Origin of the sequence: Sodalinema gerasimenkoae IPPAS B-353 (genome assembly GCF_009846485.1) — a bacterium.
Classification (GTDB): domain Bacteria; phylum Cyanobacteriota; class Cyanobacteriia; order Cyanobacteriales; family Geitlerinemataceae; genus Sodalinema; species Sodalinema gerasimenkoae.
The window spans coordinates 142,823-159,307 of record NZ_ML776472.1; the positions used below are offsets into that span (position 1 = coordinate 142,823).

Annotated in this window: 20 protein-coding genes and 1 pseudogene; 4 read left to right on the plus strand and 17 right to left on the minus strand. The window is 49.2% G+C overall.

Features of this window, described 5'->3' with window-relative positions; translation table 11 throughout:
* Positions 1-13: 13 nt before the first annotated feature.
* From L855_RS00570 to L855_RS00625, 13 genes and pseudogenes are all read right to left on the minus strand, one after another.
* Complete coding sequence (locus tag L855_RS00570) at positions 14-1,618, minus strand: tetratricopeptide repeat-containing sulfotransferase family protein (protein ID WP_159783167.1); 1,605 nt, start codon at positions 1,616-1,618, stop codon at positions 14-16.
* A gap of 1 nt (position 1,619) precedes the next feature.
* On the minus strand, positions 1,620-1,937 hold the full coding sequence (locus tag L855_RS22105; RefSeq protein WP_159783169.1) for a sulfotransferase domain-containing protein: 318 nt from the start codon (positions 1,935-1,937) through the stop codon (positions 1,620-1,622).
* The gene (locus L855_RS22625) at positions 1,844-2,383 is read right to left on the minus strand and encodes a sulfotransferase family protein (RefSeq protein ID WP_159790882.1); all 540 of its coding nucleotides are present in this window, start codon (positions 2,381-2,383) and stop codon (positions 1,844-1,846) included. The genes L855_RS22105 and L855_RS22625 overlap by 94 nt, the downstream gene beginning before the upstream one ends.
* The gene (locus tag L855_RS00585; RefSeq protein ID WP_159783171.1) at positions 2,313-2,852 is read right to left on the minus strand and encodes a sulfotransferase domain-containing protein; all 540 of its coding nucleotides are present in this window, start codon (positions 2,850-2,852) and stop codon (positions 2,313-2,315) included. Before L855_RS00585 ends, L855_RS22625 begins: the two co-directional genes overlap by 71 nt.
* A 43-nt stretch (positions 2,853-2,895) precedes the next feature.
* Positions 2,896-3,150 carry a tetratricopeptide repeat protein gene (locus tag L855_RS00590; protein ID WP_159783173.1) on the minus strand — a complete coding sequence of 85 codons (255 nt, stop codon included), beginning with the start codon at positions 3,148-3,150 and terminating at the stop codon, positions 2,896-2,898.
* Positions 3,128-3,739 (minus strand): tetratricopeptide repeat protein, encoded by a 612-nt coding sequence (locus tag L855_RS00595; protein ID WP_159790883.1) that lies wholly within the window; start codon positions 3,737-3,739, stop codon positions 3,128-3,130. The genes L855_RS00590 and L855_RS00595 overlap by 23 nt, the downstream gene beginning before the upstream one ends.
* Positions 3,736-4,050 (minus strand): tetratricopeptide repeat protein, encoded by a 315-nt coding sequence (locus tag L855_RS22630; protein WP_425500541.1) that lies wholly within the window; start codon positions 4,048-4,050, stop codon positions 3,736-3,738. Before L855_RS22630 ends, L855_RS00595 begins: the two co-directional genes overlap by 4 nt.
* A 59-nt stretch (positions 4,051-4,109) precedes the next feature.
* Positions 4,110-5,267 (minus strand): tetratricopeptide repeat-containing sulfotransferase family protein, encoded by a 1,158-nt coding sequence (locus L855_RS00600; RefSeq protein ID WP_159783175.1) that lies wholly within the window; start codon positions 5,265-5,267, stop codon positions 4,110-4,112.
* A gap of 67 nt (positions 5,268-5,334) precedes the next feature.
* Positions 5,335-6,456, minus strand: a complete 1,122-nt coding sequence (locus L855_RS00605; protein WP_159783177.1) for a glycosyltransferase family 2 protein — start codon at positions 6,454-6,456, stop codon at positions 5,335-5,337.
* 219 nt (positions 6,457-6,675) lie between these two features.
* Positions 6,676-6,990: pseudogene (locus L855_RS22635) on the minus strand (glycosyl transferase family A); the annotation flags it as partial.
* A gap of 70 nt (positions 6,991-7,060) precedes the next feature.
* On the minus strand, positions 7,061-7,213 hold the full coding sequence (locus tag L855_RS00615) for a hypothetical protein (protein ID WP_159783179.1): 153 nt from the start codon (positions 7,211-7,213) through the stop codon (positions 7,061-7,063).
* Positions 7,170-8,807 (minus strand): glycosyltransferase, encoded by a 1,638-nt coding sequence (locus tag L855_RS21565; RefSeq protein WP_246198668.1) that lies wholly within the window; start codon positions 8,805-8,807, stop codon positions 7,170-7,172. Before L855_RS21565 ends, L855_RS00615 begins: the two co-directional genes overlap by 44 nt.
* A 169-nt stretch (positions 8,808-8,976) precedes the next feature.
* Positions 8,977-9,795: a DNA adenine methylase gene (locus tag L855_RS00625; protein ID WP_159783181.1), complete on the minus strand. Its 819-nt coding sequence runs from the start codon at positions 9,793-9,795 to the stop codon at positions 8,977-8,979.
* A gap of 359 nt (positions 9,796-10,154) precedes the next feature.
* Between L855_RS00625 and hemH the strand changes: the two genes are divergently transcribed.
* Positions 10,155-11,318 (plus strand): ferrochelatase, encoded by a 1,164-nt coding sequence (gene hemH, locus L855_RS00630; protein ID WP_159783183.1) that lies wholly within the window; start codon positions 10,155-10,157, stop codon positions 11,316-11,318.
* A 166-nt stretch (positions 11,319-11,484) separates the two neighbouring features.
* On the opposite strand, the gene L855_RS00635 is transcribed toward hemH, so the two are convergent.
* Complete coding sequence (locus L855_RS00635; RefSeq protein WP_192924970.1) at positions 11,485-11,700, minus strand: hypothetical protein; 216 nt, start codon at positions 11,698-11,700, stop codon at positions 11,485-11,487.
* Between L855_RS00635 and L855_RS00640 the strand changes: the two genes are divergently transcribed.
* The 3 genes from L855_RS00640 to L855_RS00650 all read left to right on the plus strand — a co-directional run bounded on the left by L855_RS00640 (position 11,699) and on the right by L855_RS00650 (position 13,717).
* On the plus strand, positions 11,699-11,854 hold the full coding sequence (locus tag L855_RS00640; RefSeq protein WP_159783185.1) for a hypothetical protein: 156 nt from the start codon (positions 11,699-11,701) through the stop codon (positions 11,852-11,854). The genes L855_RS00635 and L855_RS00640 overlap by 2 nt on opposite strands.
* 395 nt (positions 11,855-12,249) lie before the next feature.
* The gene (gene fmdA / locus L855_RS00645; RefSeq protein ID WP_159783187.1) at positions 12,250-13,437 is read left to right on the plus strand and encodes a formamidase; all 1,188 of its coding nucleotides are present in this window, start codon (positions 12,250-12,252) and stop codon (positions 13,435-13,437) included.
* 4 nt (positions 13,438-13,441) lie between these two features.
* Positions 13,442-13,717, plus strand: a complete 276-nt coding sequence (locus L855_RS00650; RefSeq protein WP_159783189.1) for an FmdB family zinc ribbon protein — start codon at positions 13,442-13,444, stop codon at positions 13,715-13,717.
* Between the two features lie 70 nt (positions 13,718-13,787).
* Here the strand turns inward: L855_RS00650 and L855_RS00655 are convergent, their stop codons facing one another.
* From L855_RS00655 to psaD, 3 genes are all read right to left on the minus strand, one after another.
* Complete coding sequence (locus tag L855_RS00655; protein ID WP_159783191.1) at positions 13,788-14,189, minus strand: MAPEG family protein; 402 nt, start codon at positions 14,187-14,189, stop codon at positions 13,788-13,790.
* Between the two features lie 40 nt (positions 14,190-14,229).
* A complete protein-coding gene (trpE, locus tag L855_RS00660) occupies positions 14,230-15,759 on the minus strand; it encodes an anthranilate synthase component I (protein WP_159790886.1) in 1,530 nt (509 codons plus the stop codon).
* A gap of 184 nt (positions 15,760-15,943) precedes the next feature.
* The gene (psaD, locus tag L855_RS00665) at positions 15,944-16,372 is read right to left on the minus strand and encodes a photosystem I reaction center subunit II PsaD (protein ID WP_159783193.1); all 429 of its coding nucleotides are present in this window, start codon (positions 16,370-16,372) and stop codon (positions 15,944-15,946) included.
* Positions 16,373-16,485: the final 113 nt, after the last annotated feature.

Here is a 16,485-nt window from a genome sequence, read left to right on the forward strand (position 1 = left end):
AGGTTTCTGGGGCTTAATCCCAGGGAAAAGACTGATCGAGGAGTTGTTCGAGTCGTTGATTATAGGGTTTGTAAAAGTCTTCGAGATCTTGTTGAAGGCTGGGATTGGCAAAGTGATAGTCTCCAACGTTATAATATTCTTTATTTTCTAAGGGTTGCGGAGGAACATTTAGAAAGCCGTGAATGTCTTGTAACACCTGTGATGGTTGGGCTTGAAAGGTCTCACTTGCAATCACAAAAATGTTGTTTCGAGGAAAATATTTTAGCCAGTCGGGTAAAAATTTAACATAGCAACTTCGAGCAATGTAATGGTTGCGAATTGCTAGCTCATCATCCCACTTAGGTTGCTGGTTGAGTTGGTCTTGAAGGGCAACTTCAAGGGGGCGAAATTCTTTTTTAAGTCTGACCCAGTGATGATAATGAGAAATGGCGCGAGCGACAGGGTTACGAAGTAAAACAATCAGTTTCATCTCGGGAAAGACTCGATACATCCGCTCAGCGGCTTTGGGAGAATCAAGATAGGTGGGACTGGCTTCTCCGGTCACCCAAGATTTGCCCTCGGGAATCGGTAGGAAGTGCGAAAGATACCAGTCTTGGCCTTTGTTATAATGGAGGGACCAAAAATGAAGTTCTTTTTTGATGGAGACGGAGATATCTGGATGTTCTTCTAAGTAATAGTAAAGCGAGGAAGTGCCACTTTTTTGAGCGCCGATAATTGTAAAGTTAACTTGAGACGGTTTGAGGGACGTTTGGGGAGAAAGCTGAGGACAACGCTGTTTTAGTTTATAATGGGCAATGGCTTGATGGGTAGCATACACCTCTTGCATACGACCTTGCTGTTCGAGGACGGCACTGAGATTTAAACCTAGGTCTAATTCATGAGGATTATTCTTGAAAGCTTGCCTAAATACATCTTCTAATTCCCCGAGTTTATTGTAATTATTGGAAAGCTTCAAGCAACGTTCATACCACCACCATCTTTGATAGGGATCAAGTTGTATGGCTCGCCACCAGGCGGCGATCGCCCCAGTCCATTGTTTGGCTTCGGCTAAGGTTTGAAATAATAGTTCATAGGTTTCCCAGGTTTCATGATGTTGGTCAACCTGGGCTTTACAAGTCTGCAAGTCTTGATAACTACCCCGTTCTCTGTCCCAACCTTGTTCATAAGCGGCTAGGGCTTCTGGCCATCGTTGCTGTTGGGCCAGTGTTTTAGCTAATTTGCGATAGAGAAATGGAGAGGGAGAATTAACTAACTGAAGAGCCTGTTGGTAGGTGTGTTCGGCGTCATACCAGCGTTGCTGCTCTAGCAAGAGATCACCTAAATCTCGATGAGCTAAAAAATTAGAAGGATTAAGATTAGTGATCCGTTGGTATATTACAATGGCAGGGTTATTTTGTTGTCGCCGACGTAAAAAATCGGCAGCTTCGAGCAACAGCGTTTCATCCTCGGAGTTAAGGGCGATCGCCGGCTCATAGACTCTTAAAAATTCTTCTAGGTTATCCTGCTGCTGATAAACCTGTAAAAGCCACCGAGCGGCTCCCTTGGCTTGGTAACCAAGCTTAAGCTTAAGATGACAGCCCAGTCGAGTTAAGTTTTCCTTTATCTTTGTGGCAATCATTCTAAAGTTCCCAGGTAAAATCAGCATTTAAGAGTTGGCTTAACTCCTGATTATAGGGCTGATAGAACTCAGCGATTTTTTTACGAATTGAGACCTCGGCTGGAGAATACTGTCCTGAGTTATATTTTTTGTAGCTGCTGAGTTGATAATTGGGCAGCCCAATAAACTCATAGACTTGTTCTAAAGACCGTCCTGGATCTTCATAAAAGTCTTCGCTTTTGAGAATCAGGAACTGTTCCCGAGGAAAGACGGAGAACCAATGCTTGAGAAACTCAACATAAACCCCTCGGGCCATATAGTTACTGTGAATGCGCCACACCCGTCCCTTGTCCTCAATTTCTTGGATTTTTGCAGATAATGGGAAATGGCTCGATCAACAGGATTGCGAAGGAGAACAATCAATTTAACATGAGGCAAGGTCTCCCGGAGTCGTTCAGCGGTTTCGTAAAAGTCTAAATAGCCCGGACAAGCCTCTCCAGTTTGTAAGTGAGAGCCTTCGGGAATTTGGGGGAAATGGGCAAAATACCAATCCAGACCTCGATAGAATTTCCAAGACCAAAACTCAACTTCTTTCCGTAAGGCTGGCACGATGTCAGGATGCTGAGCCATATAAGCGTACAAGGAACTGGTCCCGGCTTTCTGTGCCCCTAAGATAATAAAGTCTAAGCGATTGGCTTTGATTTTAAAGTCGGGATTATTGCGTCGGGATTCTAGCAGTGAGGGATAGTGACGGCTTAATTTGATGTCTAGAAAAGTCGGGATTATTGCGTCGGGATTCTAGCAGTGAGGGATAGTGACGGCTTAATTTGATGTCTAGGGCGTTTTCGTAGTAGGGCAGTGAATCAGGAATTCGCTTTTGATGAATAAGGGTATCGCCAAGGTTAATGTAAATTTCGATGTTGTTTGAGTCAAGGCTGAGGGCTTGTTTATAGGCTAGATAATGGGAAATGGCTCGATCGACCGGATTACGAAGGAGCACAATCAATTTGATATGAGGCAATGCTTCCCGGAGTCGTTCAGCGGTTTCGTAAAAGTCTAAATAGCCCGGACAAGCCTCCCCAGTTTGTAAGTGAGAGCCTTCGGGAATTTGGGGAAAATGGGCAAAATACCAATCGAGACCTCGATAGAATTTCCACGACCAAAACTCAACTTCTTTCCGTAAGGCTGGCACGATGTCAGGATGCTGAGCCATATACGCGTACAAGGAACTGGTCCCGGCTTTCTGTGCCCCCAAGATAATAAAGTCTAAGCGATTGGCTTTGGCTTTAAAGTCGGGATTATTGCGTCGGGATTCTAGCAGTGAGGGATAGTGACGGCTTAATTTGATGTCTAGAAAAGTCGGGATTATTGCGTCGGGATTCTAGCAGTGAGGGATAGTGACGGCTTAATTTGATGTCTAGGGCATTTTCATAGTAGGGCAGTGAATCAGGAATTCGCTTTTGATGAATGAGGGTATCGCCAAGGTTAATGTAAATTTCGATGTTGTTTGAGTCAAGGCTGAGGGCTTGTTTATAGGCTAAGGGTATCGCCAAGGTTAATGTAAATTTCGATGTTGTTTGAGTCAAGGCTGAGGGCTTGTTTATAGGCTGCTTCAGCTTCGGTGAGCCGCTCTTCGGCTTGGAGTGTTTTCCAGAAAAATGAGTAGTAGTACCAGGGAAAATCGGGCTTGAGGGGAATGAGTTTGAGATAGGTTTCGGCGACGGCAGGGCGATCGCCCAACTGTTCTAGGGACGCGGCTAAGTTATATAGACTCTCAAAATGTTGAGGATTCAAGCGTAGGGCCTGGCGATAGGCAGCAACGGCCCCCTGCCAATCTTGAAGACGCATCAGCACATCGGCAAGATGGCTATGGGTTGCAAAAAAATCGGGATTGCGTTCGGCGGCTTGATGATAGGCATCAGCGGCCTCATGCCACTGTTCAAGTTCCTTGAGAGCATCTCCGAGATTATGGAATGACCAGGAAAATTGGTTATCATGTTGAATAGCCTGCTGATAGCAATGGACAGCCTCAGACCATTGCTTGCGCTTTTGTAGAATATCTCCCAATTCATGATGTGCTAGGGCAATTTCTAACAGCCTCAGACCATTGCTTGCGCTTTTGTAGAATATCTCCCAATTCATGATGTGCTAGGGCAATTTCTAGATTGAGTTCTAAGGTTTTTCGGTAAACCACCTCGGCATCTTGCCATCGTTTTAGTTCCAAGAGACATTAGATTGAGTTCTAAGGTTTTTCGGTAAACCACCTCGGCATCTTGCCATCGTTTTAGTTCCAAGAGACATTTGGCTAGATGATAATGAGACCAGGGATTTTTAGGATTTAAGCGCACTCCAGCTTTTCGAAATAATAGCCTGAACGAGAGTCCTTTCTGTTTGATTTTTGTTTGAAGACGGTCTAGTTTGGTTTGAAGGGTTGACACTAACAAAATACTCATGATTCGTTTAAGACTTTAATTAAGGTGCTTTGGTCATAAAATTAGAGATCGCCATTAAGCTACCAGGTCAAGACTTGTCCGATTATATCCTGAAGTTGCTCGCGATCCTCTCTGAAATAGTCTTGTAGTCTCACCCTGAGTTGCGTCTCAGCATCCGGGTCGATCGCAGAGGAGATGGGATAGTGGCCGACATTATAGTTGCGATATTGGCGAAGCTGATGGCTTGGTAGGCCAAGATAGTTGAACACCGATTGACTCATTGCGGCGGGGTTCGTCAGCAAGTCTTCACTTTTCAAAACGTAGATCTGCTCAGGTGTAAACGGAGAATACCACCCTTTTAAATTAGCACTATAGCAACTCTGCTGAAGATAGTTTTGGGCAAGTTTTTCTTCTTCAGATGTGGTATAATTACCATCCAGACTCGCATAAATTGCCTGATCTAAAGGGCGTATTTCCTGACGACGGCGAACCCGATCATAATAATGAGAGATGGTTCGGTCGACGGGGTTACGCAAGCTGACGATGAGACGCAGGTTGGGATAGGCCTGTTTGAGTCGTTGAGGAGCATCAGGATGGGCAAAGTAATTGGGACTGGCTTCTCCGGTCATGAATCCTTGCTCTAAGGTGATCGCCTCCGAGATGGCTGGAAAATGAGTGTGATACCAGGGTAAGCCATGATGAAATCGATCAGACCAAAAGTTAATTTCCTTAACAACCGCCGGTAACACCTTCGGATGGGACGCCAAATAGCTATAAAGGGCGCTGGTTCCCGATTTTGCCGCCCCAATAATGATAAATTGGGGTGATAACGGGGTTTCCGTCCAAGCTGTTTCTACTAATTGCTGATAGGATTTCGAGAATTTGGCATAGCTCACGGCTTGGTAGTGAGAGATAGCGGCTGAATACTCTCCTTGGCGGGTGAGGGCTTCAGCCAGATTGAGGGCAATAGTGGGTTGAACCGAGCCAACCTGTTGATGAGCGCGCTCTAGGACGGCGATCGCCCTCTGTAATTGCTCCGTTTCCTCAAGAACCTCCCAAAGAGATTTGTTATACCACCAACTTTTGTCAGGATAATGGCTGAGGATTCTCAAATAGTCCTGGGCCGCTGCGTCTAGATCCTCGGCCGCCTGATAGGCCGCCGCTGACTCAAGTTCCGCCTCTACATCCGGTGGCGGTGATTTCTTAAAGAGTGTTTTGAACGATTCCCAGATCGGCATGTTTCTCAACAATTTTGCTCCTGTTCCTGGCGGATACTTCATGGTGGACGATGCAACCTGACTCCCTCTAAGCTCCTGACTCTTCAGCGGCGACCCCCATCTTGGTATAGCTTAACAACTGGCTGTGAAGGGTTGGAAACGTTGGGAAACGTTGAAGGAGCTTTTGAGTCCAAGCCGATGGTAAGAAAGCAGTGGCAAGAATCCGTAGCCAAAGTTTAAACACAAATCGACGCTCCTGCCAAAGTTCGGGTTCATTATCGAGTACGGTTTTAAACAGCTTGATGGCTAAGTGGCCCTGCTGGCGGTCAATGTTGCCGTCTAAGGCTTTAAAGGTTAAGTATTTATAAGAATTGGCATAGGTTTGTTGCCGGTAGGGAGTTAGGAGTTCCGGCCGCTCAATGAAAGGGGGACAGGTTGGGGCCCGCTCAAAGGCCGCTTCTAAGACTCGTAACTGCGATCGCTCCATGCGAGTAACATTAGCAGATTGCGAGGTGGGAACCTGGCGATAGCGTAATAGGGGTTTCTCAACGGCGACGAAATGAAATCTCTCTGCCAATCGTAACCACATATCTCGATCTTCAGCCGGTGGAAACTCGGGGTTAAAACCACGCAATTGATAGAAGGCCCCGCGCCAAATCATAGCATTTGATCCTCCCGCAATGAAGTCACTTAATAACAGTTGGGGATACACATAGCCATTGGTAGTATAGTCACAGCCTCGTTGAATAAATTTACCGGAGATATCCACCCAATCCACCCAACTATAAGACACCGCCGGTTGACGGGTTTGATAGACCGCTTCTGCTTCGGCTGGGGGAGTCCAATTGATAATCGCTTGATATTGAGCTTCGAGTTTATCCACTCTCCAGAGATCATCAGAGTCAAGAAAGGCAAAAAACTCACCCGTTGCATGACAGGCTCCGCGATTACGACTTTCACCTTGACCGGCATTGGGATAGCAAAATACCTTCAAACGGTCATCCTGGAGCTGCTTCACAACGGCGACTGTGTCATCGGTTGAGCCATCATCAATGACAATGATCTCAAAATCTGTAAAGGTTTGGGCAAAGACGGATTCTAGGGTTTCGGTGATGGTTGATTGGGCATTATAGGCGGGAATAATGACAGAAATTGCGGGATAGGGCTTAGATTTCGTATAGGTGAGTAACTCGCTGATGTCTAACGACAAGCTAACTTGCTGACAGAGTTTTGTGGCTTGCTCAGTTGGGTGATTGCCGAAAATTTCGCAAATGAGTTTAATCCGATTGAGGAGAGATTGATAGGCTTGGAGTTGGGGAATATCACGAGTGTAATAGCGCGGTTGTCGTTGTTCGAGTTTCTGGATAAAGGAGAGGGCGAGGCGACAATTTTCAGCTTCAATTGGGGCTTGAAGAGCTTTGTATACAAGGTAATAGTATAAATTTATAAAACTCTGATTCTCAAGGTATTTTAACGCTTCTGGACAGCTCGCATAGGCTCGCTCTAAGGCGAGTTTACAGTAGGTCTCTTGTCGCTCAATTTGTGAGGAAATCGAGGTTTTGCTGAGACGGTATTGAATTTGAGCTTGGGGAACGCAGATAAAAAAGTAGCGAGCCGCTAATCGGAGAAATAAATCCCAGTCATGGGCGACGGTTAAACTGGGGTCAAAGCCTTGGACTCGTTCAAAGGCGTCACGTCGTAGTAGGACGTTAGACCCATTTTCCAGGAAGTCTCCTAAAAGCAGATAGGCTAAGACATCAGCGGCTTGGGGCTGTCCATTGGAGTCTGAGGTGACATCGAGATGACTCCCGGTTCTAGGCTAAGACATCAGCGGCTTGGGGCTGTCCATTGGAGTCTGAGGTGACATCGAGATGACTCCCGGTTCTGATGAGGTCACCGGCTTCATCAATATAGTTGGTCCAACTATAGGCGACGGCAGCATCGGGGTAAGTTTCTAATGAGGTCACCGGCTTCATCAATATAGTTGGTCCAACTATAGGCGACGGCAGCATCGGGGTAAGTTTCTAGGGCCTGCCATTGCTGTTCTAGTTTATCAGGGGTCCAGCGGTCATCAGCATCGATGAAGGAGAGATAGTGACCCCGGGCGATCGCTGCTCCCCGATTACGACTGGTGGCGGGGCCGGCATTCTCATATCGTTGGTAGTGCAGGCGATAATCCCGGAAGGATTGGCTAATCTCGGGGGTGTGATCGCTCGATCCATCGTCGATGATGAGCAGTTCAAAATCGCTAAAGGTTTGGTTTAACACCGAGTCAATGGTCTCCCCTAGGGTAGCCTCGCCATTGAATACCGGGATAATCACGGAAATAATAGGATGAGGAGTCAGTTGTAGCTGTTGCAACCAGCGATCGCCCAGGGAGTTCGTCTCGGAGGTACGATCTGGGTGAATGAGGTATTGATAGGTATCCAGAAACAGTTGTCCTTGATGGCGACAACTGAGATCCTCATCCCAGAGGTGATGTAATCGCAGTTGCAGGGCCGCCCGCAACTCGGGGCTGATGGGAGTCTGTAAGCCTTGGGCCAGTTGATATTTTTGCAGGTTGTGACGAGCTTTGTATTGGAAATCGGGGCGATCGTCCTCTCGCAAGAATCGCTCCAGAAGCCTCTGTGAACCGGCTTCCCATTCAGACGACTCCTCCCAGGAGAGGGGATTTACCGGTTTTAGGGTCACCAGGGGGGTGGGGAGGGCGATCGCCATTGTCTGTTGAGTCAGGCGAAGCCACAAATCCCAACCTCCCAGCAGTGGTAGGGATTCATCAAATCCTCCAATGGCGGTGATAGCCTCAGATCGAACCAGGGGATTTGATAGAGTTTCCCAGATGTTATGCAGACGCAGATGGTCATGCAAGGATGAGTTGAGGTGGAGAAGGGAGTGAGGGGGAATCTTGGAACCGGCGATAGGACTATAGGCGATCGCCGTCTCTGAGGTGGCGGCGGACTCTAAGGCCGCGACTTGTTGGCTGAGTTTGTCGGGACTCCAGATATCCCCCGGTTCAATCCAAGCGATGAAGTCCCCTTGACTCTGGCGAAGTGCCTCATTTAAGGCGGCGGCGGCTCCCGATAGGGAGTCCTGGGGGACAAGCCAGCGTACCCGAGTATCATCCCAGTCCGGGGGAGGCGACTGGGATTGCGGAAGCCAAGCGATCAACTCCAGATTCTCGTAGCGACTGTTGAGAACCGACTCTAGGCTAGAACGAGTTTTGGGATCTGTAAGATTAACGGGATATTGGCTACAGATAACGGAAACAAATTTGTCGGGACTCCAGATATCCCCCGGTTCAATCCAAGCGATGAAGTCCCCTTGACTCTGGCGAAGTGCTTCATTTAAGGCGGCGGCGGATCCAGAGAGGGAGTCCTGGGGGACAAGCCAGCGTACCCGAGCATCCTCCCAGTCCGAGGGAGGCGACTGAGATTGCGGAAGCCAAACCATCAACTCCAGATTCTCGTAGCGACTGTTGAGAACCGACTCTAGGCTAGAACGAGTTTTGGGATCTGCAAGATTAACGGGATACTGGCTACAGATAACGGAAACAAGGGACATGGATTCAGGGAGTCAGCGGCGAACAGGAAAGGCTCGGGAAACTAGCCCAATTTACTCTCTCTTTACTCAGAGTGGCAAGATCGGCAATAGGTTCCGACCTACTCCTGATGGTGAGAGTTCAGACTAGGGGGAGCGTCTAAACTCTTCGCCCTTGGCTGTCCTCATCCGCTTAAAACCCTTTGAACGCTAACATTTCTTGGGCGGGGGTGCGATCGCCATTGCAACTGATGCGACGAGGGGCCGGGCGAGTGGTCACCTCAAAGCCATGATGCTCATACAGGGCTAAAACTCTCTCTGTAGCTTGATTTGAGGCAATTACGGGGACGGATTGCTCCCCTAACCAACTGGCGAGACGTTCTTGCTCACTCCAGTCGAACCCGCCACTGGAATATTGCCGAAATTCAACGTCATAGGGAGGGTCAGCATAGATAAAATCTCCCTCTTTAAGGGCCAAGCTGGCAAAATCACCCTGGCTAAACTGCCAGCGACGGAAGACAGGTTGGTACTCCTGAAAGTCTGTTTTATAGTTTATCGTTTTATATCGTCCGAACGGCACATTAAACAGCCCCCGACGGTTGAAGCGACAGAGTCCATTAAATCCGGTACGATTCAAATAATAAAATAACTGTGCAGCTTCAGCAGTTTGGGCTTGTTGGGCTTCAATTAAATCATTGAAGCGAGTTCGATGTTGATAGTAGCAGTCTGAATGATTCTGAGTGTCAATATCGAGAGTGAGTCCTCGTTGAATCCAGCTATAAAAGTTGATTAAATGGGGGTTGATATCATTGAGGAGAGCCTGTTTTGGGGAAACCCCTAGGGCGATCGCCAACCCCCCACAAAATGGCTCAACTAAACGCTGGGGCTGTATTTTATCCCAATACGGCTTCAAGCGGTTCACTAGCCAACGCTTCCCCCCGGCCCATTTTAGAGGGGGAGTTAACGACAATGACTCAGAACTCAAAGCGGTGGATATCTCAGAAGATTTCATACAGGAAGATTCAGGGAAATCAATACCAGCGGATGGTCGCTCGGGGTTGGGACAGATGAAGCAGAACGATTACCATACCAGATTGAATCTGCCCTCGCTCTCTCTGCGATTTCTCTGGGAGACTCATCACTGGGGCCGCCTCCCCCAAAGAAAACGCTCCCCGACGTTTCCCCAATGGTGAAATTTGACAAGGGCTTTCTCAGAGATTGTCAAAAATCGTCAAAAAAAGCAACATTTTGTTACTTAACCGGCAAAATTGACCAAGAGCCGTGCCAAATCAATCAGGTCGTGGTTGTCGATCGCCCCCGTCACTGTTAATATTGGTAAAGAATCTAAAAAATTGGGAAACACAGGCTGCTATGGGTCGCGTTGGCGTTCTTCTGCTGAACTTGGGAGGTCCGGACAAGCTCGAAGATGTCCGACCATTCCTCTACAACCTATTCTCCGATCCCGAAATTATCCGCCTGCCCTTCTCATGGTTGCAGAAGCCTCTCGCATGGATGATTTCAAGCCTGAGAACTCAGAAATCTCAGGAAAACTATCAACAGATCGGGGGTGGGTCTCCCCTGCGGCGAATCACGGAAGAACAGGCCCGCGCCCTAGAAGCGACGCTTAAGCAGCGTGGACATGAGACTCAGGTCTATGTGGGGATGCGCTATTGGAACCCCTTTACCGAGGAGGCGATCGCCCAACTCAAGCGCGACCAACTCGAAAAACTGGTAATTCTCCCCCTCTATCCCCAGTTTTCCATCAGCACCAGCGGCTCTAGCTTCCGCCTCCTAGAAAAACTCTGGAACGAAGACGACCAACTACAACAACTCGATTATACTGTCATCCCCTCCTGGTACGATCGCCCCGGCTATCTCGGAGCCATGGCCGATCTCATCGCCCGCGAACTCGACCGACTTCCCACTCCTGACGACGCTCATATTTTCTTTAGTGCCCATGGCGTTCCCCGCAGCTATGTCGAGGAAGCCGGCGACCCCTACCAAGAAGAAATCGAGAAATGCACCGAGGGAATTATGCAAACCCTCAATCGTCCCAACCAGCATACCCTCGCCTATCAAAGTCGAGTCGGCCCGGTGGAATGGCTGCAACCCTATACCGAGGATGCGATCGAAAACCTGGCCCAACAGGGAGTAAAAACACTCGTTGTCGTCCCTATTAGCTTCGTCTCGGAACATATCGAAACCCTCCAAGAAATCGATATGGAATATCGAGAAATTGCCCAAGAGGCTGGGATTGAGCATTTCCATCGCGTTCCGGCCCTCAACACCCATCCGATGTTTATCGAGGACTTGGCCGATTTAGTCGAAGAAGCCACAAAAGCTCCCAATATCAGTTTCGACGGCGTCATGCACCCCCCCAAAAAGACCAAGTTCTATCCTCAAGAACGTTGGGAATGGGGCCTAACCGCCTCCGCCGAAACCTGGAATGGTCGCCTGGCGATGTTGGGATTTTTGGCCTTGATGGCGGAGTTGATTACTGGCTACGGCCCTCTGCACTTCGTCGGCTTACTTTAAGTCCCACCCGCTCCTGTTTAGATGAACATTAACAAACCCCCCATCCTCTCTCGGGATGGGGGGTAGTTCACGTACAGAAGGATGAAAGGTCGAGTTGCAGCCTCTGTAATGCGGTGTAGATGGAGGAGTCAGCTAAAGCCTTACCCCTAGGAGATCATGAGGTTCTCTAAGCCACACAGAGGTCGTTAATGACCTTCACCTGTCCTCGTAAGACGGAGCGTAGCAGGCGGTTTGCAGAACGGCGATCACACTCATCGAGATTCTCATCTAACGTCGCGGCGAGAAGACCGTAGCGATCTGAGAGGGTGAGCGTTCCGGTGTCGGTGACGGAGGCGAGGATTGCAGAGATAGCGCCGGGGATAAGTTGAACTTGGGGAATCATGATGTGTTTGGCTGAACTCGATACTCTTATTATGACTGCCATCTCCAGCGAGTACCGTGACTCAACCGGGTGCATCTCCGTGATTCTACAGAGGATATTTTGTGACCTAGGACAGGCATTAGGGGTGATACCCATCACCAGCGATCGCCCCTAATGCCCTGGGCGCTCCTCCAAACCGCCGCCTCTTCCGTCATTATCTCCTGACATCATCCCCCTCTTTTAGACTCATTCTCACCCCACTGAGCCGGTAAGTATCCTGAGCTATTCGGGAGTTAACTGCATTTCGTAAAACTCATTCTCATTCTCGGAAGTCTCCCCCCTTGAGTTCTCCTCAAGGGGGAGCATCAATTCGTATCAAATGTAACAAGAAGCACGTAGTAAAGCGTTTAAGTTTATTTCACACTCAAAAACACCCCAGTCTAACTTGACAGTAACCTCAACAAAATTAGCCTAAATCTTCAATTCATTAGCAACTGATTTAACCCTTGTTTTGATAACTTTGACATCAAGGCAAGAGTGAGTTATTTACTTTAGGTCATCAAAATAATCATGCCAGAAACCCTCTTTAAAGTCGATTTGACGAAGCCCATGAATGAACAGGAGTTGCCAGGCCATAACCGCTGGCACCCTGACATTCCTGCCATTGTATCCGTGAATCCCGGCGATGTCTTTCGCATCGAATGTAAAGATTGGACTGACGGACAAATTAAAAATAACGATGACCCCAGTGACATTCGTGATGTCAATCTGAATGTTGTTCATGTCCTCAGTGGTCCCATTCACGTCAACGGCGCTGAACCCGGTGATATCCTCGTGGTGGATATCTTAGATATCGGTGCTTTACAAGGCGACGAATGGGGCTTTACCGGCATCTTTGCGCGCAACAATGGTGGAGGCTTTCTAACAGACCATTTCCCCGAAGCTGCTAAAGCCATTTGGGATTTACAGGGAATTTACACCCAATCTCGCCATATTCCTGGGGTTCGTTTCGCTGGAATCACTCACCCAGGGTTAATCGGCTGCGCCCCCTCCCACGAACTCCTCGCCGAATGGAACCGCCGGGAAAAAGCTCTCGTCGATAAAGGGGGCCCAGCCTGGAAGCCCGAAATTCCGCCCCTGGCCGCCCTTCCCAACCCCGAAAACGCCATCCTAGGAACCCTCCCTGACTCTGAGTTTGAGCGAGTTGCAGCGGAAGCGGCCCGAACGGTTCCCCCTCGGGAACATGGGGGAAATTGTGATATCAAAAACCTATCGCGGGGGTCTCGGATTTACTTCCCGGTGTATGTCGAGGGTGCGAAACTTTCCATGGGGGATATTCATTTTTCTCAAGGAGATGGGGAGATTTCCTTCTGTGGCGCCATTGAGATGTCGGGCTATATTGATCTCCATGTGGATATTATCAAGGGAGGGGTTGAAAAGTACAGCATGGTCAACCCAATTTTCAAACCCGGTCCCGTGGAACCTCACTATTCTGAATATCTAATTTTTGAAGGTATTTCAGTGGATGAGTTTTCGGGAGAGCAGTATTATTTAGATGCTCATGTCTCCTATCGCCGGGCTTGTTTAAATGCCATTGAATACCTGAAGAAATTTGGCTTTACTGGGGAACAAGCCTATCTCCTGCTCAGTTGCGCCCCCGTCGAAGGTCGCATTAGTGGCATTGTGGATATTCCCAATGCTTGCTGTACATTAGCCCTGCCCACGGCAATTTTTGACCAAGACATTTTACCCCATTAAGTCCATGCCTCTTTACGAATATCGATGCCCTCAATGTGGGGAGTTCGAGGCCTGGCGCACCATCGCCAGCCGAGATCAAACCCCAGCTTGTCCTGACTGTGATGGCCCATCGGCGCGAATTTTTGCCGCCCCGATGGTGAATTTAAATACGGGCAACTTGGGTCGCTTTACAGGGAGTTCAGACCCGAAATTGGTGACACGACAGCGGGAACCGAACGCGCCTCGCTATCAACCCTCCCGGTGCGATCGCCCTTGGATGTTAGGCCATGCCAAGTATTAGCTGAAACCTCCTGAACAGCGATGGGTACGTGCATCATAGGGGCATGATTCCCCCGTCGCTGTTTCGGGTTCTAAAGGGTTTGATACAGAGCCAGACCTACCCCAATCAAAGACCCCAGTAATAAGGCGATGGTCACTAAGGAACTGATACCAAACCCGGCCGCCCGTTTTTCCGGGGCTTGATAGTAGCCCCAAGCAAAGAGAATCCGACCGATGACCCACACCGCACCTAAGGCCGCGCCCCAGATTTGACTGACAAACAGGGAAAACACCCAGAGGGCCGGGATAAACAAGACAATCTGTTCTACGGTATTTTGCTGTACCCGAAACACCCGTTCAAAATCAGGATTCCCGGAGGTGGCGGGGGGAGAGACCTTATATTTGAACCTGGCTCGCCCGACGTTCAGGGTAACCACAAAATAGAGAATGAGAGCGGCGACGGTTACGAGGGCTGTCCAGGGGTATGAAATCATAGTTGTTTAGCGGGTTGAGTGAACGAGGGATAAGGGATAATTAACCCATGAGAGCGCGAATGGCCACTAATAAGCCCCGTGCTTTGTTTAAGGTCTCCTGATACTCCTTCTCCGGGTCAGAATCAGCGACCAATCCTGCACCGGCCTGGACGGAGACTGTATGTCCACCGGAGTCGTTGGCGTTTACGATCGCCGTGCGGATGGCGATCGCCGTATTCAACTGTCCTTCAAAATCATAATAGCCATAGACCCCAGAATAGGGACCTCGGCGACTGGGTTCTAACTCCGCGATAATCTCCATGGCGCGAATTTTGGGCGCACCACTGACGGTTCCGGCGGGGAAACAGGCTTTTAACAAATCCCACGCCGATTTAGAGGGGGCTAGTTTCCCCACCACATTACTGACAATGTGCATGACATGGGAATAGCGTTCCACCACCATCAACTCATCGACGCTAACGCTCCCTTGTTCACAAACCCGCCCCAAGTCATTACGGCCCAAATCGACTAACATCACATGTTCCGCCACTTCCTTGGGATCGGCCAACAACTCAGCCGCCAGTTCCGCATCCTCCAGGGCCGTTTTCCCGCGCGGACGAGTTCCGGCGATGGGCCGTACCGTAGCCAGGCGGGTTCCGTCGTCGAGGAGATCGGCTTTCACCATGACCTCGGGACTTGAGCCGATCACCTGCCAAGACCTAAAGTTGAAATAGGCCATATAGGGGGAGGGATTGATCAGGCGAATCGAGCGATAGAGGGAAAAAGGATCGCCCTTAAACTCCGCCGATAACCGCTGGGAGATCACCACCTGGAAAATATCCCCGGCTTTAATATAGTCTTTGGCCCTACCGACACTCTCACAGAACTGCTCCTGGCTCGTGTTGCTGCGAGTGGCCAGGGGCTGATCCTCATTCAGATGAGGCGGCGTCCATTCCAGCATGGTCTCCTCACTGCTGAGGGGATGCTGTAACTTATCTACTAACGCCGAGACGCGATCGCAGGCTTGGGCGTAGGCGGCTTCTAAATCTACTTCAGGATCTCGTAAATCCGCATAGGCGATCGCCCAAATCTTGCGTTTGACCTGATCAAACACCAACAGGTTATCCACCTGCATCCATACCCCATCAGGTAAATCCCCCTCCTGAGCGGGATGCACCGAGACCCGAGGTTCAATCCAATTAATTAACTCATAGCCCCAAAAGCCAAACAACCCCCCAATTCCCGAGGGAAGTTCCGGCAACTTCACCGGCTGATAGGGGTTTAGACAATTCTCGACAATATCAAAGGGATTCCCCTCAAACCGTTCAACCCGGCCATCGCGATGGCATTGCAGGGTTTCATCGCCGTGGGTTTCGAGTACCCAGAGGGGATTGCAGCCCAAAAAACTATAGCGGCCAATGCGTTCTCCCCCTTCGACTGACTCCAGCAAAAAACTATAGGGTTGACCAGCACAGACCTTATACCAGGCCGACACGGGGGTATCTAAGTCCGCCACCCACTCCTGATACACCGGGACAAAATTTCCCGTTTTTGCCAGTTTACGAAATTGTTCTAAATCAGGAAAGATCACAGGTTTCAATAGTGCAGAGTTGAAGCGTACTTAGCGGTGACCGTTGCCCCGGTCAGTCCTCATCCTGTCACCTACGCTCTTCCCCGGACAGCTAAGACCGCCCAAAGAGAAAGAGAATGCAGATGCTAACACATTCTACATTCTCTGGGAACAAAACTTAACGTCCGTGACAATCGGAACCGCTTTAGACGGTGTAGGGCTGTTTACCGCTGAACTTGAGTTTCGCGGGTTCGGGGTTTTTGCCGATATTGCGATCGATGGTGTTGACCATTGGACGACCTTCGTTCACTTTCTCGGGGAACACGCCATCTTTGGGATGGAGATATTCCATTTCACCGTTGGGGAAAATCCGATAGATTTTAAAATCTTCGAGTTTCGGCTTGAACTTCGTCCGCAGTTGGGTTCCTAGCGCCAAGCACTGTTCCTTACGGGCCAAGTACAAGAGGTTGTCACCTTCGTGCATGATAGCGGCACCACCGGTGGGCATCTCAAACACTTGCTGTTTGGGGCTGCTCCAGGTGATGGCATACTTTTCTTCACGTTCGGCTGCGGAAAGCAAACCGCCGGTGCTACCACCGAAAATCGGAGTTTTTCCAGTCAGTTCTTCTGCCATAAGTTTAAATTGAACGAGATTAAAGAGCTTGATGGGCATCCTATCACTGCTGCGGGGATAGGTGGGCTATCTCGTCAATAAATGTAACAGTTTGTTAGGGAAGGGGGAACAAA